Source organism: Pseudomonas sp. ADAK2 TE3594, assembly GCF_053628675.1.
The window spans coordinates 5,684,139-5,707,663 of sequence record NZ_JBRJGV010000001.1 but is presented as its reverse complement, the minus strand read 5'-3'; the positions used below and the strand labels follow the sequence as shown (position 1 = coordinate 5,707,663).

The 23,525-nt window shown below is 59.7% G+C and carries 20 protein-coding genes; 12 read left to right on the top strand and 8 right to left on the bottom strand.

Going from position 1 to position 23,525, the window contains the following annotated elements:
- The first annotated feature begins 16 nt into the window (after positions 1-16).
- Together AB7M22_RS25695 and AB7M22_RS25690 are read left to right on the top strand one after the other, a co-directional pair.
- A complete protein-coding gene (locus AB7M22_RS25695) occupies positions 17-1,915 on the top strand; it encodes an FTR1 family protein (RefSeq protein ID WP_454188163.1) in 1,899 nt (632 codons plus the stop codon).
- A gap of 107 nt (positions 1,916-2,022) precedes the next feature.
- A complete protein-coding gene (locus AB7M22_RS25690; protein WP_008012502.1) occupies positions 2,023-2,478 on the top strand; it encodes a YaiI/YqxD family protein in 456 nt (151 codons plus the stop codon).
- A gap of 116 nt (positions 2,479-2,594) precedes the next feature.
- Here the strand turns inward: AB7M22_RS25690 and elbB are convergent, their stop codons facing one another.
- Positions 2,595-3,263, bottom strand: coding sequence for an isoprenoid biosynthesis glyoxalase ElbB (gene elbB, locus AB7M22_RS25685; RefSeq protein ID WP_454188162.1), 669 nt, complete (start codon positions 3,261-3,263; stop codon positions 2,595-2,597).
- A 114-nt stretch (positions 3,264-3,377) separates the two neighbouring features.
- Between elbB and AB7M22_RS25680 the strand changes: the two genes are divergently transcribed.
- A complete protein-coding gene (locus tag AB7M22_RS25680; protein WP_454188161.1) occupies positions 3,378-4,613 on the top strand; it encodes a sterol desaturase family protein in 1,236 nt (411 codons plus the stop codon).
- Here AB7M22_RS25680 and AB7M22_RS25675 read toward each other — a convergent pair.
- On the bottom strand, positions 4,594-5,226 hold the full coding sequence (locus tag AB7M22_RS25675; RefSeq protein ID WP_007899360.1) for a DedA family protein: 633 nt from the start codon (positions 5,224-5,226) through the stop codon (positions 4,594-4,596). The two genes, AB7M22_RS25680 and AB7M22_RS25675, sit on opposite strands and share 20 nt — an antisense overlap.
- A 208-nt stretch (positions 5,227-5,434) precedes the next feature.
- On the opposite strand from AB7M22_RS25675, the gene hemB reads away from it, so the two are divergent.
- Complete coding sequence (gene hemB, locus AB7M22_RS25670) at positions 5,435-6,448, top strand: porphobilinogen synthase (protein ID WP_454188160.1); 1,014 nt, start codon at positions 5,435-5,437, stop codon at positions 6,446-6,448.
- Between the two features lie 18 nt (positions 6,449-6,466).
- Entirely contained in the window at positions 6,467-8,689 is a 2,223-nt protein-coding gene (gene ppk1 / locus AB7M22_RS25665; protein ID WP_008012510.1) for a polyphosphate kinase 1, read from the top strand.
- 178 nt (positions 8,690-8,867) lie between these two features.
- Here ppk1 and ppx read toward each other — a convergent pair whose 3' ends face one another.
- From ppx to AB7M22_RS25640, 5 genes are all read right to left on the bottom strand, one after another.
- Entirely contained in the window at positions 8,868-10,370 is a 1,503-nt protein-coding gene (ppx, locus tag AB7M22_RS25660; RefSeq protein ID WP_454188159.1) for an exopolyphosphatase, read from the bottom strand.
- A gap of 326 nt (positions 10,371-10,696) precedes the next feature.
- On the bottom strand, positions 10,697-11,434 hold the full coding sequence (locus AB7M22_RS25655; protein ID WP_454188158.1) for an amino acid ABC transporter ATP-binding protein: 738 nt from the start codon (positions 11,432-11,434) through the stop codon (positions 10,697-10,699).
- A complete protein-coding gene (locus tag AB7M22_RS25650; protein WP_007899375.1) occupies positions 11,421-12,071 on the bottom strand; it encodes an amino acid ABC transporter permease in 651 nt (216 codons plus the stop codon). The genes AB7M22_RS25655 and AB7M22_RS25650 overlap by 14 nt, the downstream gene beginning before the upstream one ends.
- Entirely contained in the window at positions 12,068-12,736 is a 669-nt protein-coding gene (locus AB7M22_RS25645) for an amino acid ABC transporter permease (RefSeq protein ID WP_454188157.1), read from the bottom strand. Before AB7M22_RS25645 ends, AB7M22_RS25650 begins: the two co-directional genes overlap by 4 nt.
- 19 nt (positions 12,737-12,755) lie before the next feature.
- Positions 12,756-13,541, bottom strand: coding sequence for a transporter substrate-binding domain-containing protein (locus tag AB7M22_RS25640; RefSeq protein WP_008012517.1), 786 nt, complete (start codon positions 13,539-13,541; stop codon positions 12,756-12,758).
- Between the two features lie 256 nt (positions 13,542-13,797).
- Here AB7M22_RS25640 and AB7M22_RS25635 point away from each other — a divergent pair, with 256 nt between their 5' ends.
- The 7 genes from AB7M22_RS25635 to AB7M22_RS25605 all read left to right on the top strand — a co-directional run bounded on the left by AB7M22_RS25635 (position 13,798) and on the right by AB7M22_RS25605 (position 22,160).
- On the top strand, positions 13,798-14,505 hold the full coding sequence (locus AB7M22_RS25635; RefSeq protein ID WP_454188156.1) for a FadR/GntR family transcriptional regulator: 708 nt from the start codon (positions 13,798-13,800) through the stop codon (positions 14,503-14,505).
- A gap of 122 nt (positions 14,506-14,627) precedes the next feature.
- Complete coding sequence (gene trxA / locus AB7M22_RS25630) at positions 14,628-14,957, top strand: thioredoxin TrxA (protein WP_007899382.1); 330 nt, start codon at positions 14,628-14,630, stop codon at positions 14,955-14,957.
- 247 nt (positions 14,958-15,204) lie between these two features.
- The gene (rho, locus tag AB7M22_RS25625) at positions 15,205-16,464 is read left to right on the top strand and encodes a transcription termination factor Rho (RefSeq protein ID WP_007899384.1); all 1,260 of its coding nucleotides are present in this window, start codon (positions 15,205-15,207) and stop codon (positions 16,462-16,464) included.
- A 333-nt stretch (positions 16,465-16,797) separates the two neighbouring features.
- A complete protein-coding gene (locus tag AB7M22_RS25620; RefSeq protein WP_454188155.1) occupies positions 16,798-18,753 on the top strand; it encodes an acyltransferase family protein in 1,956 nt (651 codons plus the stop codon).
- Between the two features lie 81 nt (positions 18,754-18,834).
- Positions 18,835-20,301, top strand: coding sequence for a 4-hydroxy-3-polyprenylbenzoate decarboxylase (gene ubiD, locus AB7M22_RS25615; protein WP_105340703.1), 1,467 nt, complete (start codon positions 18,835-18,837; stop codon positions 20,299-20,301).
- The gene (locus AB7M22_RS25610) at positions 20,301-21,269 is read left to right on the top strand and encodes a CDP-6-deoxy-delta-3,4-glucoseen reductase (RefSeq protein WP_454188154.1); all 969 of its coding nucleotides are present in this window, start codon (positions 20,301-20,303) and stop codon (positions 21,267-21,269) included. Before ubiD ends, AB7M22_RS25610 begins: the two co-directional genes overlap by 1 nt.
- 222 nt (positions 21,270-21,491) lie before the next feature.
- Positions 21,492-22,160 (top strand): gamma-glutamylcyclotransferase, encoded by a 669-nt coding sequence (locus AB7M22_RS25605; RefSeq protein WP_008012527.1) that lies wholly within the window; start codon positions 21,492-21,494, stop codon positions 22,158-22,160.
- Here the strand turns inward: AB7M22_RS25605 and glpT are convergent.
- Positions 22,136-23,485 (bottom strand): glycerol-3-phosphate transporter, encoded by a 1,350-nt coding sequence (glpT, locus tag AB7M22_RS25600; protein WP_454188153.1) that lies wholly within the window; start codon positions 23,483-23,485, stop codon positions 22,136-22,138. The genes AB7M22_RS25605 and glpT overlap by 25 nt on opposite strands.
- Positions 23,486-23,525 lie beyond the last annotated feature (40 nt).

The following is a 23,525-nucleotide window of genomic DNA, read 5'->3' as shown; positions in this document are numbered from 1 at the left end:
CATTTGAGAGTTATTCATGATTGCCTCCTCTCGTTTTCTGGCGTGGCTCGTGCTGCCGGTGATCGCGTTCTGCAGCTTCAATGCGCTGGCCGAAACCGCGGAAGGTGCGCCCAAGGCCTTGCATTTGCTCGATTACATTGGCGCCGATTACCCGGCGACGGTCGAGGCGGGCAAGGTCATCGATGAGTCTGAATACCGAGAACAGAAGGAATTCCTCAAGGTGCTGCAAGGTTTGATCGCCGATTTGCCGGTCAAACCCGAACGCGCAGAGCTGGAGCAGGGCGTCGGCAGCCTTGGCGCTGCAATCGCCGCTCGTAAAGATGGCGCAGACGTCGCCCGTCAGGCGCGGCAGCTGGGGGCAAAACTGGCGGTGACCTATGAGGTCAGCCAGGCCCCGGTCATCACCCCGGACCCGACCCGCGGCGCGCCGCTGTATGCCCAGCAATGCTCGGTGTGCCATGGCGACGCGGGCGCCGGTGACGGCCCGGCAGGCGTTGGCATGACGCCACCGCCGACCAATCTGCGCGATGTCGTGCGACTGGACCGTCTGAGCCTCTATGCGATTTACAACACGCTGGGCATGGGTGTCGAAGGCACCGACATGCCGGCCTTCGCCGATCAGCTCGATGATCGCCAACGTTGGGACCTTGCAACCTACATCGCCAGCTTCAGCGCCGATCCGGCCGCGGCAAAATCCGAGAAAACCTACAACATCGCCGACCTGGCACGTCAGACGCCAGCCGAAGTGCTGGCCGCCGAAGGTCCGCAAGCAGCCGCGACCTTCCGCGCGCAACGAGCGCAACCGCCGCAGGTCAAGCGTGGCCCGGGGCAGTTGCTTGATTACACGGCGGCGACCCTGGACAAGAGCATCGCCGCCTACCGCGCCGGCGATCACGATCAGGCCTACGACCTGTCGGTGGCCGCGTACCTGGAAGGCTTCGAGCTGGTCGAAAGCTCTCTGGACAACGTCGATGCCAACGTACGCAAAGACACCGAGAAGTCCCTGATGGCTTACCGTCAATCGTTGCAGGACGGTTTGCCGGTGGGCCAGGCCGAGCAGCGTCTGGAAGCGGCCAAGGCCAAATTGAAACAGTCCGCTGGCCTGCTCGGCAGTGATGGCTTGAGCTGGTCGCTGAGCTACATCTCCGGTCTGTTGATTCTGTTGCGAGAAGGCCTGGAAGCGATTCTGGTGCTCGCGGCGATCCTCGCGTTCCTGCGCAATACCGGTCAGCAATCGGCGGTGCGCAGCGTCAACATCGGTTGGGGCCTGGCATTGCTGGCCGGGCTGGCGACCTGGGCAGTGGCGGCGTATGTGATCGACGTCAGCGGTGCCCAGCGTGAACTGCTGGAAGGCGCGACGGCGTTGTTTGCCAGTGTCATGGTGCTCTGGCTCGGCGTGTGGATGCACGACCGCCGCCACGCAGCGGCGTGGCAGGATTACATCAAGAGCAGCCTGGTGAGCGGCGGCGGGCGTTTCGGGTTTGCGATCCTGGCGTTCTTCTCGGTGTATCGCGAACTGTTCGAAGTGATCCTGTTTTACGAGACCCTGTGGTTGCAGGCGGGGCCAGCGGGGCATAACGCTGTACTGGCTGGCGGCGCGACGGCGCTGGTAATGCTGATCGGCTTGGCCTGGGTGATTCTGCGTGGCTCGGCGAAACTGCCGCTGGCGTTGTTCTTCAGCATCAATGCCGGGCTGCTCTGCGCGTTGTCGGTGGTGTTTGCCGGGCATGGCGTGAAGGCGTTGCAGGAAGCCGGGATCTTCGGCACGCGGCCGGTGCCGTTCTTTGACTTCGACTGGCTGGGGATCCACGCTGATGCCTATTCGCTGAGTGCTCAGGCTGTGGCGATCATTGCGATTATCGTGCTGTACAGCCGTAGCCGGATGGCTGAGAAGCGGCGGGTGTCGGTTTCTTAAAAGCATTCGCTGCGCTCATATTCGCGGGCAAGCCTCGCTCCCACAGGTTCAGCGCTAACCTTGTGGGAGCGGGCTTGCCCGCGATGCTTTTCAACAGAGGAAATAATATGCGCGTGTGGATCGATGCCGACGCCTGCCCTCGGGCGGCCAAGGATCTGGTGGTGAAATTCGCCCTCAAGCGCCAGTTCGAAGTGGTGCTGGTGGCCGGTCAGCCGCAGATTAAACCGGGCCTTGCCTTGGTGAAGCTGATCGTGGTGCCCAGCGGCCCGGATGCCGCCGACGATTACCTGGTGGAACACGCGGTGCCAGGTGAGCTGGTGATTTGCAGCGATGTACCGCTGGCGGATCGGCTGGTGAAGAAGGGCGTCGCGGCGCTGGATCCACGGGGCAAGGAGTTCGATGCGCAGAACATGGGCGATCGACTGGCGGTGCGTAACCTGTTCACCGATCTGCGTGAGCAGGGTCAGATGAGCGGCGGACCGGCGCCGTTCGGCGACCGCGAGAAGCAGGCGTTCGCCAATGCGCTGGACCGGATACTCACGAGGTTATCGCGCAAGTCTTGAGCATGACGGTGGTCCCTGTGGGAGCGAGCCTGCTCGCGATGGGGCCGGCACATTCAACATTGATGTCGATGGTTGGACCGCTATCGCGAGCAGGCTCGCTCCCACACTGAACTGTGTCAGTCGTCGTTCTCGTGGGTCAGTTCCAACACGCGGTCGACCAGTTTGTTGATGCCGGAAGCGGCCTCACTGATCGATTGCGCCAGCATGTACGCCGGAGTGCTCACCAGTTTGCGCGCCTTGTCTTCGACGATGTCGGTCACCGCGCACTCGGCATGGGTGGCGCCCATTTTGTTCATCGCGGCGGCGGTATCGGCATCGTTGCCGATGGTACAGGTCACACCCGGGCCGTAGATCTTGGCCGCCAGGGCCGGCGAGATGCAGATCAGCCCTACCGGTTTGCCGGCCTCGGCGAACGCTTCGGTCAGCGCCAGGACGTCAGGTTGAACGCTGCAACCGGCACCTTCGACGGCAAAGTTCGACAGGTTCTTGGCCGACCCGAATCCGCCAGGAACGATCAGCGCATCGAAGTCTTCGACGCTGGCTTCACGGATATCCTTGATGTTGCCCCGGGCGATCCGCGCCGATTCCACCAGCACGTTGCGCGACTCGGGCATTTCTTCGCCGGTAACGTGGTTGATGACATGCAATTGCGCGATATCGGGTGCGAAACATTGCACCTGGGCACCGCGCTGGTCCAGCCGCAGCAGGGTGATCACGCTTTCGTGGATCTCGGCGCCGTCGTACACGCCGCAGCCGGAAAGGATCACTGCAATTTTTTTGCTCATGGGCTTTTCTCCAGATTCATGGCGTTAAATGTCCACTAATTTGTCATTCGTTGCCATAGGGTTAATTCGCGGCTACACCTAATCTCTGCTGAACGATTCTGATCAGGGCGCGTCATGGACTTCATTCTGTATGCGGTGCCGTTTTTCTTTGTGCTGATTGCGGTCGAGTTGCTGGCCGACCGTTGGCGCGGGGTGAGCAATTACCGCGTGGCAGACGCGATCAACAGCGTCAGCACCGGCGTGCTGTCGACCACCACAGGCCTGTTGACCAAAGGCGTCGGCCTGGTGACTTATGCCTTCGCCCTGAAGCACCTTGCCGTGATCGAGCTCTCGGCCGACAGCGTCTGGGTCTGGGTGTTTGCTTTCGTCTTCTACGACTTCTGCTATTACTGGCTGCACCGCATGGGCCACGAGCGCAACATCCTCTGGGCGGCCCACTCGGTGCATCACCAGAGCGAGGACTACAACCTCTCCACGGCCTTGCGCCAGACCAGCACCGGGTTTCTGTTGAGCTGGATTTTCTACCTGCCCATGGCCGTGCTCGGCGTGCCGCTGCTGGTGTTCGTCAGCGTTGCGGCGCTGAATCTGCTGTACCAATTCTGGGTGCATACCCGGCACATTCCCAAGCTCGGCTGGTTCGAATGGTTCTTCGTCACGCCGTCCAATCATCGGGCTCACCATGCACAGAACGCTCTTTACATGGATCGCAACTACGGTGGGGTGTTCATTATTTGGGACCGTCTGTTCGGCTCGTTCCAGGAAGAGGACGACAACGAACCGGTGATTTTCGGCGTGACCACGCCACTGGCGAGCTGGAATCCGTTGTGGGCGAACGTGCAGTTCTATGCGCAGCTGTGGGATGACGCACGGCGCGCCGAACGCTGGTGGGACAAGCTGCGGATCTGGTTCATGCGCACCGGTTGGCGGCCGGCGGATGTGGCGGCCAAATACCCGATGAACAAATCGGACCTGAGCCAGTTCCGCAAATTCGAGGTACCGCTGGACGGGCGCCAGCAGTGGTATGTGGCGCTGCAATTTTGCGTCTACATCGCCTTGGGCAGTTACTTGATGAACCTGGAACAGAGCCTGCCGACTTCGGCCCTGGTGTTGGGCTGGGGTGCCGTGGCACTGGGGTTGTTTGTGTTGGGCGTGGCCTTGGAAAATCGCCCGCAGGCATTGAAGCTGGAGCTGTTGCGGCTGGCATCGAACCTGCCGCTGGTGTGGCTGGCGCCAATGGTCGGGCTATGGCCGGGCAGCGCGGTGGGCTGGGTAGGGCTGCTCAGTTACAGTCTGCTCAGCGGAATCGGTCTCTACTGTTGTAGAAACCGCTTCACTCGATGGGCGTCGTAGGTTCGCTGGACTTGGCCTGTTCGGCTTTCAACGCTTGCTCGTCGGCGTAGATCTTCTTCGCCAGACGGGCATTCTTGAAGCGCCGTCGCAGCCACAGGCCAAAGCCCAGTACCAGCAGGGCGCCCAGCACCCACAGCTCGTACTTCTTGATACTGCCAAGCATGCCTTCGAGTACCGCGCCGAAGTGATAAGAGGCTGCGGCCAGCGCAGTGGCCCAGATCGCTGCGCCAATCCCGTTGAGCAGCAGATAACGTCCCGGCGGATAGCCCGACAGACCGATTGCCACCGGCATGACGGTGCGCAACCCGTAGACAAAGCGGAAGCTCAGCACCCAGATGTCCGGGTGCTTGCGGATATGTTCCAGCGCCCGATCACCCATCAGTTGCCAGCGCGGTTTGCGGGCCAGCAATTTGCGCCCGTGCTTGCGCCCCAGGAAGTACCACAGCTGATCGCCGGCATAACTGCCGAAGAACGCCACGACCACCACCAGATTGATGTCCATGTATCCGCGGAACGCGAGGAAGCCTGCGAGCACCAGAATGGTTTCGCCTTCGAAAAACGTCCCGAGGAAAAGGGCAAAGTAGCCGAAGTCATGCAGAAATTGTTGGAGCATTGTCTGGGTGCTGGCGAAATGAACGCGCAGCCTAACCCTTCGTGCACATTCATGAAAGTGTCCAAATGTGTCTCGACGTGAACATTTCCTACAAGGACAATGGAATGCGGCTACCTGTCACAGGGGTGCACATAACTGTAATACGTTCGTCATAATGGCCGCTTATAACTGTCACGCTCGCCCGCCAGCGCGGGCTCAGGAGTCTGCCGTGAGCTTTACCCCCGCCAACCGTTTGTTTCCTGCAACCCGCCTGCGTCGCAACCGTCGTGATGATTTCTCGCGTCGACTGGTCCGTGAAAACGTGTTGACCGTCGACGATCTGATCTTGCCGGTGTTCGTGCTGGACGGTGAAAACCGTCGTGAAGCGGTGGCTTCGATGCCGGGCGTCGAACGCCTGACCATCGACCTGTTGCTGGAAGAAGCGGCCAAGTGGGTCGAGCTGGGGATTGTGGCGCTGGCATTGTTCCCGGTGACGCCACCAGAGCTCAAATCCCTGGACGCCGCTGAAGCGTGGAACCCCAACGGCATCGCCCAGCGCGCCACCCGAGCCCTGCGTGACCGGTTCCCTGAGCTGGGTGTGATCACCGACGTTGCCCTGGACCCGTTTACCACCCACGGTCAGGACGGCATTCTCGACGAAGAAGGCTACGTGCAGAACGACATTACCGTCGACGCACTGGTTAAACAGGCCCTGTCCCACGCCGAAGCCGGCGCTCAGGTGGTGGCCCCGTCGGATATGATGGACGGTCGCATTCAGGCAATCCGCGAAGCGCTGGAGCTGGCCGATCACGTCAACGTGCGGATCATGGCTTACTCGGCCAAATACGCCAGCGCCTATTACGGCCCGTTCCGCGATGCGGTGGGTTCGGCGCTGAACCTGGGCAAGGCCAACAAGGCCTCCTATCAGATGGACCCGGCCAACAGCAATGAAGCCCTGCACGAAGTGGCGGCGGACTTGTTAGAAGGCGCGGACATGGTCATGGTCAAGCCAGGCATGCCGTATCTGGACATCCTTTACCGGGTCAAAGAAGAATTCAAAGTGCCGACCTTTGTCTATCAGGTCAGCGGCGAATACGCCATGCACATGGCGGCGATCCAGAATGGCTGGTTGAGCGAAGGGGTTATCCTCGAATCCCTGACCGCTTTTAAACGTGCAGGCGCTGATGGCATCCTGACTTACTTTGCCGTCCGTGCTGCTCAATTGTTACGAGAGCAAAAATAGCCCTCCCAGGAACATTCGATGAATACCGAAGGACTCACTGAAGTTGCCGTAAAAGACGCTCAACCTGTGGTGGAGCAAATCGCCGAAACCCCGCCGGAGCTGGAGCCTGCTCCACCCGCGGTGGTGGCCGAGCCCGTTGTTGCGGCGCCAGCGATTGCCATTCCCGGCCTGGATGACAGCAGCTTGTACATCCATCGTGAGCTCTCGCAACTGCAGTTCAACATCCGCGTGCTGGAACAGGCGCTGGATGAGTCCTACCCATTGCTGGAGCGGCTGAAGTTTCTGCTGATTTTCTCCAGCAACCTGGACGAGTTCTTCGAGATTCGTGTGGCCGGCCTGAAGAAGCAGATCACCTTCGCCCGTGAACAGGCTGGCGCCGATGGTTTGCAACCGCACCAGGCCCTGGCCCGCATCAGCGAGCTGGTGCATGGCCACGTCGATCGCCAATACGCGATCCTCAATGACATTCTGTTGCCGGAACTGGAAAAACATCAGGTCCGCTTCATCCGTCGCCGCTACTGGACCACCAAGCTCAAGACTTGGGTTCGTCGTTATTTCCGCGACGAGATTGCGCCGATCATCACCCCGATCGGCCTCGACCCGACGCACCCGTTTCCGTTGCTGGTGAACAAGAGCCTGAACTTCATCGTCGAGCTCGAAGGGATCGACGCCTTCGGTCGCGACTCCGGTCTGGCGATTATCCCGGCACCGCGTCTGCTGCCGCGGATCATCAAGGTTCCGGAAGAAGTCGGCGGCCCCGGCGACAACTACGTGTTCCTGTCGTCGATGATCCACGCCCACGCCGATGACCTGTTCCAGGGCATGAAGGTCAAGGGTTGCTACCAGTTCCGCCTGACCCGAAACGCCGACCTCGCGGTCGATACCGAAGACGTCGAAGACCTGGCCCGCGCCCTGCGCGGCGAGTTGTTCTCCCGTCGTTACGGTGACGCGGTGCGGCTGGAAGTGGCCGACACCTGCCCAAAACACCTGTCCGATTACCTGCTCAAGCAGTTCAACCTGCACGAGACCGAGCTGTATCAGGTCAACGGTCCGGTCAACCTGACCCGGCTGTTCAGCATCACCGGCCTGGACAGTCATCCAGAGCTGCAATACACCCCGTTCACCCCGCAGATCCCGAAACTGCTGCAAAACAGCGAGAACATTTTCAGCGTGATCAGCAAGCAGGACATCCTGCTGCTGCACCCGTTCGAGTCGTTCACCCCGGTGGTCGACTTGCTGCGCCAGGCGGCCAAGGATCCTCACGTATTGGCGGTTCGTCAGACGTTGTATCGCAGCGGCGCCAACTCCGAGATTGTCGATGCGCTGGTAGACGCTGCGCGTAACGGCAAGGAAGTGACGGCAGTAATCGAATTGCGTGCGCGGTTCGACGAAGAGTCCAACCTGCAACTGGCCAGCCGTTTGCAAGCCGCCGGTGCGGTGGTGATTTACGGCGTGGTCGGCTTCAAGACCCACGCCAAGATGATGCTGATTTTGCGCCGCGAGGCTGGCGAGATTGTCCGCTACGCCCACTTGGGTACCGGCAACTACCACGCGGCCAACGCCCGTCTGTATACCGACTACAGTCTGCTGACCTCCGACGACGCCTTGTGCGAAGACGTCGGCAAACTGTTCAGCCAGTTGATCGGCATGGGCAAGACCCTGCGCATGAAGAAACTGCTGCACGCGCCGTTCACGTTGAAGAAGGGCATGCTCGACATGATTGCCCGGGAGACGCAGTTCGCTCTCGACGGCAAACCGGCACACATCATCGCCAAGTTCAACTCGCTGACCGATCCGAAGGTCATCCGCGCGTTGTACAAGGCCAGTCAGTCCGGGGTGCGTATCGATCTGGTGGTGCGTGGCATGTGCTGCCTGCGACCGGGCATCGCCGGCGTATCCCACAACATCCACGTGCGCTCGATCATCGGTCGCTTTCTTGAACACACCCGGGTTTTCTACTTCCTCAACGGCGGCGAGGAGCAGATGTTCCTGTCCAGTGCCGACTGGATGGAGCGCAACCTCGACAAGCGCGTCGAGACTTGCTTCCCGGTCGAGGGCAAGAAGCTGATTTTGCGGGTCAAGAAAGAGCTGGAGCTTTATCTGACCGATAACACCCACAGCTGGAGCCTGCAGGCGGACGGTCGCTACATCCGCAACACGCCAACCGGCAACCAGAACCCGCGCAGTGCCCAGGCAACCTTGCTTGAACGTTTGGGCAGCCCGATTCTGGCTGTTCGCTAAGACCAGTCTCCCGGGTAGCCATTCAAAGGCTGCCCGAGGACGAATTTTCCCGTAGGAGCTGCCGAAGGCTGCGATCTTTTGATCTTGGCGCCCATTCAGACAGGGAGTTGTCTGTGGGAAAGATCAAAAGATCGCAGCCTTCGGCAGCTCCTACAGGGTTATTTCGGCAGCCTTCTGATTAGCGGACGTTAAGCACGAAGCTGACGCGGGTCAGCCACTCCGCTTCGAGGGCGAAGTCGGCTTGGGTCAACTGGTTGTCGTCCAGCCAGTGTTCCGGGAACAACACATCCAGGCTATCGCCATTGGCGTGCAGCACGACTTGTGGCATTTCCTGGGTACCGCGGATGTGGTGGAACAGAATCGCAAAGCGCAGCAGCACGCACAGGCGAATCAGCTTGATGCCGTCGTCGCCGAAGTCGGCGAACTTGTCCTTGGGAATGTTGCGTCGGTGACCACGCACCAGCAGTGCGAGCATTTGCTGGTCTTCGCGGGAGAATCCTGCCAGGTCCGAGTGCTCGATCAGATAGGCGCCGTGCTTGTGGTACTGATAGTGGGCGATGTCCAGACCCACTTCATGGACCTTGGCCGCCCAGCTCAGCAGTTCGCGCCAGACACCGTCATCCAGCTGCCAATCCTCGGCCACCTGATCGAAGGCATGCAGCGCCTTGCGTTCGACCCGCGCGGCTTGTTCCAGGTCAACGTGGTAACGCTCCATCAGCGAGCTGAGAGTGCGCTCACGGACGTCTTCGTGGTGATGACGGCCCAGCAGGTCATAGAGCACGCCTTCGCGCAGGGCACCTTCACAGTGATCCATGCGTTGCAGTTCGAGGGAGTCGAAGATCGCTTCGAGAATCGCCAACCCGGCGGGGAAGATCGCCCGGCGGTCGGGCTTGATGCCTTCGAAATCGATTTTCTCGACATCGCCGAGTTTGAACAGCTTGCGCTTGAGCCAGGCCAGGCCTTCGGCATTCACTTCGCCAGTGCCATGCCCGCCGGCCTTCAGCGCCAGGCCGATGGCGCGAATGGTGCCCGAGGAGCCGATGGCTTCATCCCAGGTCAGGCGGTGCAGGGCGTGCTCGATGCTCATGATCTCCAGCCGCGCCGCGGTGTACGCCTGGGCGTAGCGGGCCGGGGTGATCTTGCCATCCTTGAAATAGCGCTGGGTGAAGCTGACGCAGCCCATTTGCAGGCTTTCGCGCAGCAGCGGTTCGAAGCGCTGGCCGATGATGAATTCGGTACTGCCGCCGCCGATGTCGGCCACCAGGCGCTTGCCCGGGGTGTCGGCGAGGGTGTGGGAGACGCCGAGGTAAATCAGGCGCGCTTCTTCACGGCCGGAGATGACTTCTACCGGATGGCCAAGAATGTCTTCGGCGCGACGGATGAATTCGGCGCGGTTACGGGCTTCGCGCAGGGCGTTGGTGCCGACGATCCGCACGGTGCCGGGCGGCATACCGCTGATCAGTTGGGCGAAACGCTTCAGGCAATCGAGCCCGCGCTGCATGGATTCTTCGCTGAGTTGGCGTTCTTCGTCGATGCCGGCGGCCAGCTGAACCTTCTCCCCGAGACGTTCGAGAATCCGGATTTCGCCGTTCTGGGCCTTGGCCACGACCATGTGAAAGCTGTTGGAGCCCAGGTCGATTGCGGCGATCAGGGACAGATTCTTGGCTTGGGATTGCGGCATGGTCAGGGGGTCTCGGTCGATAACCTCGACATCGTGCCACGATCAAACGCTGCCGCCAACGCATAGGGGCTGCCGAAGGCTGCGATCTTTTACCACGGGTGGCATTCGTGGCGTTGCAGAGGGCCTCTTCGCGGGCAAGCCTCGCTCCTACAAGGAATCTGTGTTTCCCACAAACCCGCGTGCGGCGCAAAGGGGCGCGGTGTTTCCCACAAACCCGCGTGCGGCGCAAAGGGGTGCGGTGTTTCCCACAGAACCCGCGTGCGGCGCCAAACCCTGTAGGAGCGAGGCTTGCCCGCGAAGGCGGCCTTGCAGGCACTGAAGATCTATCAGCCCGCCGCCTCAACCGTCCCAATGAAATTCGCCAGCTCCGCCGTCTGCGGGTTGGCAAACAGCACCTTCGGATCCCCCACCTCATGCACCTTGCCCTGATGCATGAACACCAATTTATCCCCAACCTCGCGGGCAAAGCGCATTTCATGGGTGACCATGATCAGCGTCATGCCCTCCTTGGCCAGTTGCCGGACCACGCTCAGCACTTCATTGACCAGTTCCGGATCCAGCGCCGAGGTGATCTCGTCGCACAGCAGCACTTTCGGTGACATGGCCAACGCGCGAGCAATCGCCACCCGCTGTTGCTGGCCGCCGGAGAGTCGATCCGGAAAGGCATCGAACTTTTCCCCCAGCCCGACCCGTTCCAGCATCTGCCGCGCCAGTTCGGCGGCTTTGGCTTTCGGCACTTTCTGCACCACTTGCGGCGCGAGCATGACGTTTTCGCCCACGGTCAGGTGCGGGAACAGATTGAACTGCTGGAACACCATCCCGACTTTCTGCCGCAGGCTGCGCAGGTCGGCGCGGGCGGCGTCGAGGTATTCGCCATCGACTTCGATCACGCCGTCATTGATCGACTCCAGACCATTGAGGGTGCGCAGCAAGGTGGATTTGCCCGAGCCGCTACGGCCGATGATCGCCACCACCTGGCCTTCGTCGACACTCAGGTCGATGCCTTTGAGCACATGGTGGTCGCCGTAGTATTTATGCAGGGCGGAAATTCTAAGCAGAGGCATGCAGTCTCCTTTCCAGGTAGCGCGCACTGAGGGACAAGGGGTAGCAGAGCAGGAAGTAACCGAGCGCCACCAGGCCGTAGACCATGAAGGGCTCGAAGGTCGCGTTGGCGAGCATGCCGCCAGTCTTGGTCAGTTCGGTGAAGCCGATGATCGAGGTGACGGCGGTGCCTTTGACCACTTGCACCGAGAAGCCCACGGTCGGCGCCACGGCGATGCGCAGGGCTTGCGGCAGGATCACGTAACGCAGTTGCTCCAGCGGGTTGAGTGCCAGGCTCGACGAGGCTTCCCACTGGCCGTTGGGGATCGAGTCGACGCAACCGCGCCAGATCTCCGCCAGGTAGGCGCTGGTGAACAGCGTCAAGGCGATCGCCGCCGCCATCCACGGCGAAATCTCCACACCGGCCAACGCCACACCGAAGAACACCAGAAACAGCTGCATCAACAACGGCGTGCCCTGGAACAGTTCGATGTAGGTGCGGGCGAAGTGGCTGGGCAGGGATTTTTTTGAAATCCGCATCACCATGATCAGCAGACCGATCAGCCCACCGCCGATAAACGCCACCAGCGACAACGCCAGAGTCCATTGCAGGCCCGTGAGCAGGTTGCGCAGGATGTCCCAGAAGGTGAAATCGCTCATTGGCTGCTCCTTGCTATGTAGCGCCGGCCGATCCAGTTCAGCAATTGGCGGATCAGCAGCGCCATGCACAGGTAGATCAGTGTGGTCAGGGCATAGGTTTCAAAGGCGCGGAAGTTGCGCGACTGAATGAAGTTGGCGGCAAAGCTCAGCTCTTCGGTGGCGATCTGCGAGCAGACCGCCGAGCCGAGCATGACGATGATGATCTGGCTGCTCAGGGCCGGCCAGACCTTGCCCAGCGCTGGCAACAGAACCACGTGGCGGAAGGCTTCGAAGCGCGTCATTGCCAGGGCGGCTGCGGCTTCCAGCTGCCCGCGGGGGATCGCTTGAATGCCGGCGCGGATGATCTCGGTCGAATAGGCACCAAGGTTGATCACCATCGCCAGCACCGCCGCCTGCCATTCGGAAATCTGCAGGCCCAGCGACGGCAAACCGAAGAAGATGAAAAACAACTGCACCAGGAATGGCGTGTTGCGGATCAACTCGACGTAAACCCCGAAAATGCCGGCGAACGGGCGGATATTCCACGCCCGCACCAGTGCCCCGACGATACCCAGGCCGACCCCGAGCATCGCGCCAATGGCCGTCAACTCAAGGGTGAACAGCGCACCGCGCAGCAGCAGGTCGGTGTTTTCCACCACCGGCAAGAAATCGAACTGATAAGCCATAAGTCGTCTCCGCGAACGATCAGAGATCGGCCGGCAGCGGCTCTTTCAGCCAGGTTTTCGAGTTCTTTTCCAACGCACCGTCAGCCTTGGCCGTGGTGAGGATGTCGTTGACCTTGCCCAGCAGCGCCGGCTCGTTCTTGTTCACGCCAACGTAAACCGGCGAGTCCTTGAGCTTCACTTTCAGCGCCGGCACGCGTTTCGGGTTTTTCTCGCTGATTGCCACCATCACCACGTTACCGCTGGCGATCAGGTCGACCTGGCCGGCGAGGTAGGCGGCGATGGTCGAGTTGTTGTCTTCGAAGCGTTTGATGGTCGCGCCTTCGGGGGCAACTTTGGTCAACTCGATGTCTTCAATGGCGCCACGGGTGACGCTGATGGTTTTGCCCTTGAGATCGTCCAGGCCCTTGATGGCGGCGTCTGGCGGGCCGAACACGGCGAGGTAGAACGGTGCGTAGGCACGGGAGAAGTCGATGACTTTCTCGCGCTCAGGGTTCTTGCCGAGGCTGGAAATCACCAGGTCGACTTTGCCGGTGGTCAGGAACGGAATGCGGTTGGTGCTGTTGACCGGGGTCAGTTCGAGTTTGACCTTGAGTTGGTCGGCCAGCAGTTGGGCGGTGTCGATGTCCAGGCCGCGAGGTTTCATGTCCGGACCGACCGAACCGAATGGTGGGAAGTCCTGGGGCACCGCGACTTTGAGGGTGCCGCGTTTGACCACATCCTCCAGACCGTCGGCGTGGGCGGGTGCCTGGCTCAGCATCAGGCTGGCAAACAGAGCGGCGAGGAGGGCACTGTAACGCATGGTCATGGCAAATCTCCGGATCGGCGGGAAGTGATTTCTGCGGATCGACAGAGCACAGGCCATGCCAAGATTCGGTTTTGGGGGCCGCAGGCCACGGTTTTGCTGGTGTCGTTCGGTCTTACTGGTCTGAACAGTTGGGAGTGTTTCGCACCCTGATGGCGCACCCGTGAAAATTCCCGAACCCCCATGGGGCACGACTTGCCGGACGCCGCGAATAGCTTTACAACTAGCCGCTTATTGGCCTGGCTCGTCTGAAAAAACCATGAACTCGATCTCTCGCGCCGTACCCGAAGTGGCGCTGCAAGCCATCCGCAAACTGATCACCGAGCAAGGTTTCGGGGCGGGGGATGCCTTGCCCTCGCAACGGGATCTGGCGGTGCAATTGGGGGTCAGTCGGGCGTCGTTGCGTGAGGCGTTATCGTCCCTGAGTGCGCTGGGCGTGATCAGTATCCAGCCGGGCAAGGGCGTGTTTGTGCAATCACCGGTGGATCTGCCCCGGGGCGATGCGGCGCCGGGCTGGCCGTTCGCGGCCCAGGCATCGCCGCTGGACATCTTCCAGTTGCGCTATGCGCTGGAGGGGTTTGCCGCCGGGCTGGCAGCGGTGACCCTGAGCACCGATGAACTCGACGCACTGGAAGACAATGTCGCCGCGATGCGCATCGAATTGAAGGCCGGCGACTTCGAGGCCGCGGCGCGACTGGACTTCGAGTTTCACCGACGCATCCTCCTGGCCAGCGGCAACCAGGCGATGCTGAGCATTCTGACGGCCAGCGCCGACATCTTCCTGGAGAGTCAAAAGCTACCGTTCATCCGGGCCGAACGGGCCATGGAAACCTGGCAGGAACACCGTAAAATCCTCCGTGCGCTGGCTCGTCGGGCCTCTGGCGCCGCGCAGAAGGCCATGCAGGAGCATGTGCGCAACGCCGCCCTGCGTACTGGAATTGCTTTCGTCGCTCCCGCCACCTCATGACTTGAGCTATACCCAAACTCATGGGCCACCATAGCGAGACTCAATCATCTGCGGCTTCCTGAACACGGGAAGGGCAGCTATGATGGGCCACGTTTTTTATTGCTTACAACCCGGAGACATCCATGAGCAGCGATCTTATCAAGCACGTCACCGACGCTAACTTCGAAGAAGAAGTACTGAAGGCTGCTGGCCCTGTGCTTGTTGACTACTGGGCTGAGTGGTGCGGCCCTTGCAAAATGATCGCCCCGGTTTTGGACGAGATCGCTGGCACCTACGCTGGCAAGCTGACCGTTGCCAAGCTGAACATCGACGAAAACCAGGAAACCCCGGCCAAGCACGGCGTACGTGGTATCCCGACGCTGATGCTGTTCAAGAACGGCAACGTCGAAGCCACCAAGGTCGGCGCGCTGTCGAAGTCGCAATTGGCTGCTTTCCTCGACGCCAACATCTAAGCGTTGTTATAAAGCGTCATGAAAAGGCCCCGCATAATGCGGGGCCTTTTCGTTATTGAGGGCTAGACGCTCCGAAACTCAGGTGGTACATTCGGCCCCGCACTGGTTTCTCCACTGCCCCCTGCTAGCCGTCGCCGACGCACTCCTTTTCGAATAAGTACGCGATCCTGTCGCCTTCTCTGCGGCGCGGCCTCATTAAGCCAAAAGCTTAATTTCCCCCCTCCATAAATGATTACGTCATTCCTATATGAATCTGACTGAACTCAAGCAAAAGCCGATTACCGAACTGCTCGAATTGGCCGAACAGATGGGCATAGAAAATATGGCCCGTTCGCGCAAGCAGGACGTGATTTTCTCCCTGCTCAAAAAGCACGCTAAAAGCGGCGAGGAAATCTCCGGTGATGGCGTGCTGGAGATTCTCCAGGACGGCTTCGGCTTCCTGCGCTCCGCTGACGCTTCCTATCTCGCCGGCCCAGACGACATCTACGTCTCGCCGAGCCAGATCCGCCGCTTCAACTTGCGCACCGGTGACACCATCGTTGGCAAGATCCGTCCTCCAAAGGAAGGCGAGCGTTATTTCGCACTGCTCAAGGTCGACACGATCAACTACGATCGTCCCGAGAACGCGAAAAACAAGATTCTCTTCGAGAACCTGACCCCGCTGTTCCCGACCGTGCGCATGAAGATGGAAGCCGGCAACGGTTCCACCGAAGACTTGACCGGTCGTGTCATCGACCTGTGCGCCCCGATCGGCAAAGGCCAGCGCGGCCTGATCGTTGCCCCGCCGAAAGCCGGTAAAACGATCATGCTGCAGAACATCGCGGCGAACATCGCACGTAACAATCCTGAAGTTCATCTGATCGTATTGCTGATCGACGAACGTCCGGAAGAAGTGACCGAAATGCAGCGCACCGTGCGCGGCGAAGTGGTTGCCTCGACGTTCGACGAGCCGCCAACCCGCCACGTGCAGGTTGCCGAAATGGTGATCGAGAAGGCCAAGCGCCTGGTCGAACACAAGAAGGACGTGGTGATCCTGCTCGACTCCATCACCCGTCTGGCGCGTGCCTACAACACCGTGATCCCGAGCTCTGGCAAGGTACTGACCGGTGGTGTCGATGCCCACGCCCTGGAGAAACCGAAACGTTTCTTCGGCGCTGCACGGAACATCGAAGAAGGCGGCTCGCTGACCATCATCGCTACCGCGCTGGTTGAAACCGGCTCGAAGATGGACGAAGTGATCTACGAGGAATTCAAAGGCACCGGCAACATGGAACTGCCTCTGGATCGCAAGATCGCTGAAAAACGTGTGTTCCCGGCCATCAACATCAACCGTTCCGGTACTCGCCGCGAAGAGTTGCTGACGGCCGACGACGAACTGCAGCGTATGTGGATCCTGCGCAAGCTGCTGCACCCGATGGACGAAGTCTCTGCCATCGAGTTCCTGGTCGACAAGCTGAAACAGACCAAGACCAACGACGAGTTCTTCTTGTCGATGAAACGTAAGTAACACGAAGTACTGTCTCGCCCTGAAGCAGGTTAAACCCATTCAGGACGGGACATACGCTTCAAAGAAGGGCGCCCCGAAAAGGGCGCTCTTTTTTTTTCGCAGGATATTTTGTATCTGGATTGATACTTACCGTGCTGTAAACTGGCGCCCATTCAATGGGTGCCGCCGCCCGCTAATAGCTGATCTATCGCCGCTGCATTCAATCTTGCCGGCGATTGAATCAAGTGTTCTGACAGGTCGTTCCCCACGTTGACCTTCGTCGAATATCCGCAGTCGCGCTAACGGCGAGTCCCTTTTTCAATCGGCTTTGTATCTGAAATGACAAGGGACGTTATGCACACATTTGGCAATCGCCGTGATATTGACGGGTTGCGGGCTCTGGCCGTTATTCCGGTTGTGCTGTTTCATTTTGGCTTCAGCACTTTCAGCGGTGGCTTTGTCGGCGTTGATGTCTTCTTTGTCATTTCCGGATTCCTGATTACCAGCATTCTGTTTCGTGAGATCGGCGCCCAGCGTTTCAGTTTCGTCGATTTCTGGGCTCGCCGTGCCCGACGGATCATTCCGGCCTTGAGCGTGGTATTGCTGGCGACGCTGGTTCTGGGCTGGTTGTTGCTGACGGCCAAGGACTTCTCCGAGTTGGGAAGGACGGTTCGTTATCAGGCGCTGTTTATTTCAAACATTCTGTTCATGCGCGAAGACGGTTACTTCCAGCCCGCATCGGATTTGAAACCGTTGCTTCATACCTGGTCCCTGGCCGTTGAAGAGCAGTACTACATCTTCTTTCCGCTGTTGATGGTGTTGTTGATGCGCCATGTTCGCTATTGGCGCTGGATGCTGTTTGTCGTGCTGCTGATATCTTTCGGGCTCAATATCGCTTATATCGACCGCAAGCCCGACGTCGCTTTCTTTTCGCTGCCGACACGCGCCTGGGAGTTGCTGTGCGGTGCCATGCTCGCGGTCTTGCCGGCGTCAAAACAGGCTGTACGGCCCTGGCTCTATCAGTCTGTGGGAGTGGCCGGGTTAATGGCGGTCCTGGTGGCAGTTTTCACCTTTGACAAGGCTACGGTGTTCCCAGGCTGGGCGGCTTTACTGCCTGTGCTCGGTGCCACCGCGCTGATCTGGTCAGGCGGGCACGGTTCTACATGGGCCGGTCAGGTGTTGAGTGCTCGCGCGCTGATATGGATCGGCTTGCTCTCCTATTCCTTGTATCTGTGGCACTGGCCGGTCTACGTCTACGCCAATGCCATTTCGATCGACGGCATTCAGCCCTTGGAGGCTACGGGCTGGATACTGTTGGCGCTGGGTCTTGCATGGTTGAGCTGGCGCTTCGTCGAACTTCCATTTCGTGAACGACGCCTGCTGGCTGGACGCAAACCCGTGTTGTTGGGGGGCTTGCTGACCATGGTCGCTCTGGTGGTCACCGGTTCGATAGTGCGATCGGCGGACGGTTTTCCTCAACGCCTTACCGGCAAAGCGCTGGAATATGCACTGTCTCGGGATTGGCGGGCGGGGCAGTTGAAATGCATGTCGGTGACCTCGGACAAAAAACTGGACAAGGCGTGTCTGGTGGGTGGTAACGAAGAGGTTCCGGCGACGCAAATGCTCTGGGGCGACAGTCACGCAGCTGCGCTGTTGCCTGCGATCGAAAGTAGCGCAAAGCGCGAGAGTCGCGCGGTGTGGCTTTACAGCATGAGTGCCTGTCCGCCGATCCAGAGCGATGATGTGCGTCAGCGTTGCAAGGACTTCAACGAACAGACAATGGAGCGGGTTCGTAGCCTGCAGATTAAGGATGTGGTGCTGGCAGCCAATTGGAGTCTTTACGTTTACGGTCGCGAAGACGGCGATAAAAAGGTTCTGCTCAATCAGCATGACAATACGGCCCGGGCCGAGGAGCGCATGGCCACGGCGCTCAAGGCACGGGTGACGGCATTAAGGGCGGCGGGCGCGCAAGTCTGGTTGTTCAAGGAAGTACCGCTGCAGCGCAAGGGCTCCATCGATCGACTGACGAGTCTGGCCCAGGTCGGTCGTTTGGCCGAGGGGTTGGGCCGACCACTCGAAGAGCACCTGGCGCGCCAGCATTTTCTCAGTACCTTGTTCAACTCGATGAGCGCGGCCGACCCAGGCGTACATGTTATCGATCCTACGCCGTTGATGTGTGCGGACCAGATTTGCAGTATCGAGGTCAATGGCCGTTCGCAGTACAAAGACGAGGACCATCTGTCAGACACAGGCAGTGCCCGGTTGAGCCTCTTGTTTGCTCCGGTGCTGCTGGGTGCAAATCACAATTGATTGCTGGCTATGCACTGACAGGCTGCTGTTTGGTCGGCAGAGCAGGTAGGATGTACGCCTATTTTAGGGGTGCCATCGTCAATGAAATTCAAGGATCTTCGGGATTTCGTGCAGCAGCTTGAGCAGCGCGGAGAGTTGAAACGCATCCAGATCCCCGTCTCTCCAGTGTTGGAGATGACCGAAGTCTGTGATCGTACGCTGCGCGCCAAAGGGCCGGCGCTGTTGTTCGAAAAACCCACCGGTTATGACATTCCGGTACTCGGCAACCTGTTCGGCACCCCCGAGCGGGTAGCCATGGGCATGGGCGCAGAGTCGGTCAGCGAGTTGCGCGAAATCGGCAAGCTGTTGGCATTCCTCAAGGAGCCCGAGCCGCCGAAGGGCTTGAAGGACGCCTGGTCCAAGCTGCCGATCTTCCGCAAGATCATTGCCATGGCACCGAAAGTCGTCAAAGACGCGGTGTGCCAGGAAGTGGTCATCGAAGGCGACGATGTCGATCTGGCGATGTTGCCGGTACAGACCTGCTGGCCGGGCGACGTCGGTCCGCTGATCACCTGGGGCCTGACCGTCACCAAAGGCCCGAACAAGGATCGCCAGAACCTCGGCATCTACCGTCAGCAAGTGATCGGCCGCAACAAAGTGATCATGCGCTGGTTGAGCCACCGTGGCGGCGCGCTGGATTACCGTGAGTGGTGCGAGAAACACCCCGGCCAGCCATTCCCGGTCTCTGTGGCTCTGGGCGCTGACCCGGCAACCATTCTTGGCGCCGTGACACCTGTGCCGGACAGCCTCTCCGAATACGCTTTCGCCGGCCTATTGCGCGGTAACCGCACCGAACTGGTGAAGTGCCGCGGCAATGACCTGCAAGTGCCGGCCACCGCCGAGATCATCCTTGAAGGCGTGATCCATCCGGGCGAAATGGCCGACGAAGGCCCGTATGGCGACCACACTGGCTACTACAACGAAGTCGACAGCTTCCCGGTGTTCACCGTCGAACGCATTACCCACCGGATCAAGCCGATCTACCACAGCACCTACACCGGCCGTCCACCGGATGAGCCGGCAATTCTCGGCGTGGCGCTGAACGAAGTGTTCGTACCGATCCTGCAAAAGCAGTTTCCGGAGATCACCGACTTCTACCTGCCGCCCGAAGGCTGTTCGTACCGCATGGCCATCGTGACCATGAAGAAGTCGTATCCCGGGCATGCCAAGCGGGTAATGCTGGGTGTCTGGTCGTTTTTGCGACAGTTCATGTACACCAAGTTCGTTATCGTCACTGACGACGATATCAACGCACGGGACTGGAACGACGTGATCTGGGCCATCACCACGCGCATGGACCCCAAGCGCGACACGGTGATGATCGACAACACGCCGATCGACTACCTCGACTTCGCCTCGCCGGTTTCCGGCCTGGGCTCGAAGATGGGGCTCGATGCCACGCATAAATGGCCAGGCGAAACCACCCGCGAGTGGGGCCGGGTCATCGTCAAGGATGAAGCCGTTACCCAACGGATCGATGCCATCTGGAATCAGTTAGGAATAGATTGATGCGTGTAACCTTGCAGCCCTCCGGAGCAGTGCTAGAGATTCTGCCCGGCGAGCGGATTCTCGATGGCGCGCGGCGCCTGGGCTATGAATGCCCGCAGAGCTGTCGCAACGGCAATTGTCATGTGTGCGGTGCATTGCTGGTGGAAGGGCGGGTCGAACAGGCCGGTGATGTGCGTGACCATGGCGAGTTCTACACTTGCATTGCAGAGCCGCTGGAAGACTGCATCGTGCTGTGGGATGGCGTGCTCGCGCTGGGAGAATTGCCGGTGCGCAGCGTGTCGTGTCAGGTCATTGAATGCAGGGACGTCGGCGGCGATACCTGGCGCGTGCGTCTGCGTGCGCCTGCGGGCAAGCCGCCACGCTATCACGCCGGTCAGTACCTGATGATCGAGCGTGAGAGTGGCGAGAAATCCGCCTTCTCCCTGGCCTCTGCGCCGCATTCCGGACGCGATCTGGAAATTCATGTACTGGCGCGCGAAAGCAGTGCGCTGAGCCTGATCGAACAGCTTCAGCGCAACCCGATGGTGCGCATCGAGATGCCATTCGGCGATACCCATCTGGCGGAACTGCCGGACGGTCCACTGGTACTGATTGCCGCCGGTACCGGCATGGGTCAGATCCACAGTCTGATCGAACATTGCCGGGCCACGGGATTCAAGCATCCGGTGCATCTGTATTGGGGGGTGCGTCGTCCCGAAGACTTTTATGACATTGAGCATTGGGATGAATGGGAAAAGCTGTCCAATCTGTTCCTGCATAAAGTCGTCAGCGATCAATGCGGCTGGGGAGGGCGCTGCGGCATGTTGCATGAGGCGGTGTGTGAAGATTTCCCTGATCTGAAATCTCTGCACGTCTACGCCAGCGGCTCTCCGGCCATGGTCTATGGCACGCTGGATGCGCTGGTCGAAGCGGGGATGGATGCCCATCAAATGCGCGCGGATGTGTTCGCTTACGCGCCCCGATCTTGATCCTCGATCTTGATCCGTGATTTTAAATCGTTATAACTCCCCATATAGCCGATCGGTATTTATAAATTTATATAAATGCCGGTAGGTTATATCTCATTCAGGCAATACGTTTCGAACTCCGCCATGGCACTTAAATTGCCTTAAACCATATGTGCCTTATTGTTACAGCGGTGCGTTCTATTAAGTAATTCTTTACCCGCGGGGAGCTGAACGCTATTCGCCATGAGCGCCATTGAATCTGCTTTTTTGAATCTGGCTTACCCTCCGCGGCTCGATCTGGGGCCGCAGCTTACGCACGAACAATTGCTCAGCTCGATGCAATCGACCATGGCGCGCCACAAGGGTGGGCCGGTGTGGCTGTTTGCTTATGGTTCGCTGATCTGGCGTCCAGAATGCGCGGCTGTGGAGCGAGTGCGCGGTCGCGTGCATGGCTACCATCGCGGTTTGTACCTGTGGTCCCACGAGCATCGCGGTACACCGGAAGTGCCCGGGCTGGTGTTTGGCCTGGATCGCGGCGGCTCATGCAGCGGGTTTGCCTATCGCTTGCCCGAAGAGCAACTCGAAGCTTCGCTTTATGCGCTCTGGCAGCGTGAAATGCCATTCCCGTCCTATCGCCCACACTGGCTCAACTGCCGTCTCGAGGACGGAAGCCAGGTTCAGGCATTGGGATTCGTCTTGGAACGGCACCTGCCCAGCTATGCCGGCAACTTGCCGGATCATGTGCTGAGCCAAGTGTTCGAAAGCGCTTGCGGGCGTTATGGCACCACTCGCGAATATGTCGAGCAGACCGCGCACGCCCTGCGTAGCCACGCCATGCCAGACCGGAATCTGGAGGCGCGGCTCAAGCGCTGCAAATCGAAGGCCGATCAGGCGATCGCTTCGCGGCTCTGACTGGCGACGTTCTTGTGACCCAGAGTGGGCGCCAGGAACGCCATCGCCAGCAGGCAGGCGACGACCAGCAGGATGAAGCCGCCATCCCAGCCGAAGTAGTCCACCGTGTAGCCCATCAGCGCACTGGCCGCGACTGAACCACCCAGATAACCAAACAAACCAGTGAACCCGGCAGCCGTGCCCGCGGCTTTCTTGGGCACCAGTTCCAGCGCCTGCAGACCGACCAGCATCACCGGACCATAGATCAGGAAGCCGATCGCGAACAGCGAGATCATGTCGACCATCGGGTTGCCCGGTGGATTCAGCCAGTAAACGATCGTCGCAACGGTCACCAGTGCCATGAACACCATGCCGGTCAGACCACGGTTGCCCCGGAAGACCTTGTCCGACATCCAGCCACACAGCAGCGTGCCGGGAATGCCTGCCCACTCGTACAGGAAGTAAGCCCAGGACGTCTTGTCGAAGTCGAAGTGCTTGACCTCTTTAAGGTAGGTCGGCGCCCAATCCAGGATGCCATAGCGCAACAAGTAGACGAAGACGTTGGCCAACGCGATGAACCAGAGCATTTTGTTGCGCAGCACGTATTTGACGAAGATGTCCTTGGCGCTGAATTCTTCTTCGTGGCTGGCGTCGTAGCCTTCCGGGTAGTCGTTCTTGTACTTCTCGATAGGCGGCAAGCCCGTCGATTGCGGGGTATCGCGCATGACAATGAAGGCAAATACAGCGACCAGCAACGCCACCGCTGCCGGTACGTAGAACTTGCTGTGCCAGTCGTTGAACCAACCCATGCCGAGTATCGCCAGCGGGCCGATCAAGCCACCGCCGACGTTATGCGCGGTGTTCCATACCGAAACCACACCGCCGCGTTCTTTCTGCGACCACCAGTGCACCATGGTGCGCCCGCTCGGTGGCCAGCCCATGCCTTGCGCCCAGCCGTTGATGAACAACAGGATGAACATCATGGTCACGCTGGACGTCGCCCACGGTGCGAAACCGAAAACGAACATCACCCCAGCGGACACTATCAGGCCAAAAGGCAGGAAGTAACGAGGGTTGGAACGGTCGGACACGATGCCCATCAAAAACTTGGAAAGGCCGTAGGCGATCGCAATCGCCGACATGGCCACACCCAGTTGGCCTTTTGTATAGCCTTGGGCGATCAGATCCGGGATCGCCAAGGTGAAGTTCTTGCGCAGCAGGTAGTAACCCGCATACCCAATGAAAATCCCGGCGAAGATCTGCCAGCGAAGTCGTTTGTAGGTGTCGTCTATTTTTTCTTCAGGCAATGGAGCCTGATGTGCGGCAGGACGAAAGAAAGCAAACATTCAAGAGCTCCAGATTTCTTGTTTTGACTGCGGATGCGAA

What these genes read in the sequence shown, in the direction of transcription:
- AB7M22_RS25695 (WP_454188163.1), top strand. Translation starts at nt 17, where the DNA reads ATGATTGCCTCCTCTCGTTTTCTGGCGTGGCTCGTGCTGCCGGTGATC.
- AB7M22_RS25690 (WP_008012502.1), top strand. Translation starts at nt 2,023, where the DNA reads ATGCGCGTGTGGATCGATGCCGACGCCTGCCCTCGGGCGGCCAAGGAT.
- elbB (WP_454188162.1), bottom strand. Translation starts at nt 3,263, where the DNA reads ATGAGCAAAAAAATTGCAGTGATCCTTTCCGGCTGCGGCGTGTACGAC.
- AB7M22_RS25680 (WP_454188161.1), top strand. Translation starts at nt 3,378, where the DNA reads ATGGACTTCATTCTGTATGCGGTGCCGTTTTTCTTTGTGCTGATTGCG.
- AB7M22_RS25675 (WP_007899360.1), bottom strand. Translation starts at nt 5,226, where the DNA reads ATGCTCCAACAATTTCTGCATGACTTCGGCTACTTTGCCCTTTTCCTC.
- ppk1 (WP_008012510.1), top strand. Translation starts at nt 6,467, where the DNA reads ATGAATACCGAAGGACTCACTGAAGTTGCCGTAAAAGACGCTCAACCT.
- ppx (WP_454188159.1), bottom strand. Translation starts at nt 10,370, where the DNA reads ATGCCGCAATCCCAAGCCAAGAATCTGTCCCTGATCGCCGCAATCGAC.
- AB7M22_RS25655 (WP_454188158.1), bottom strand. Translation starts at nt 11,434, where the DNA reads ATGCCTCTGCTTAGAATTTCCGCCCTGCATAAATACTACGGCGACCAC.
- AB7M22_RS25650 (WP_007899375.1), bottom strand. Translation starts at nt 12,071, where the DNA reads ATGAGCGATTTCACCTTCTGGGACATCCTGCGCAACCTGCTCACGGGC.
- AB7M22_RS25645 (WP_454188157.1), bottom strand. Translation starts at nt 12,736, where the DNA reads ATGGCTTATCAGTTCGATTTCTTGCCGGTGGTGGAAAACACCGACCTG.
- AB7M22_RS25640 (WP_008012517.1), bottom strand. Translation starts at nt 13,541, where the DNA reads ATGACCATGCGTTACAGTGCCCTCCTCGCCGCTCTGTTTGCCAGCCTG.
- AB7M22_RS25635 (WP_454188156.1), top strand. Translation starts at nt 13,798, where the DNA reads ATGAACTCGATCTCTCGCGCCGTACCCGAAGTGGCGCTGCAAGCCATC.
- trxA (WP_007899382.1), top strand. Translation starts at nt 14,628, where the DNA reads ATGAGCAGCGATCTTATCAAGCACGTCACCGACGCTAACTTCGAAGAA.
- rho (WP_007899384.1), top strand. Translation starts at nt 15,205, where the DNA reads ATGAATCTGACTGAACTCAAGCAAAAGCCGATTACCGAACTGCTCGAA.
- AB7M22_RS25620 (WP_454188155.1), top strand. Translation starts at nt 16,798, where the DNA reads ATGCACACATTTGGCAATCGCCGTGATATTGACGGGTTGCGGGCTCTG.
- ubiD (WP_105340703.1), top strand. Translation starts at nt 18,835, where the DNA reads ATGAAATTCAAGGATCTTCGGGATTTCGTGCAGCAGCTTGAGCAGCGC.
- AB7M22_RS25610 (WP_454188154.1), top strand. Translation starts at nt 20,301, where the DNA reads ATGCGTGTAACCTTGCAGCCCTCCGGAGCAGTGCTAGAGATTCTGCCC.
- AB7M22_RS25605 (WP_008012527.1), top strand. Translation starts at nt 21,492, where the DNA reads ATGAGCGCCATTGAATCTGCTTTTTTGAATCTGGCTTACCCTCCGCGG.
- glpT (WP_454188153.1), bottom strand. Translation starts at nt 23,485, where the DNA reads ATGTTTGCTTTCTTTCGTCCTGCCGCACATCAGGCTCCATTGCCTGAA.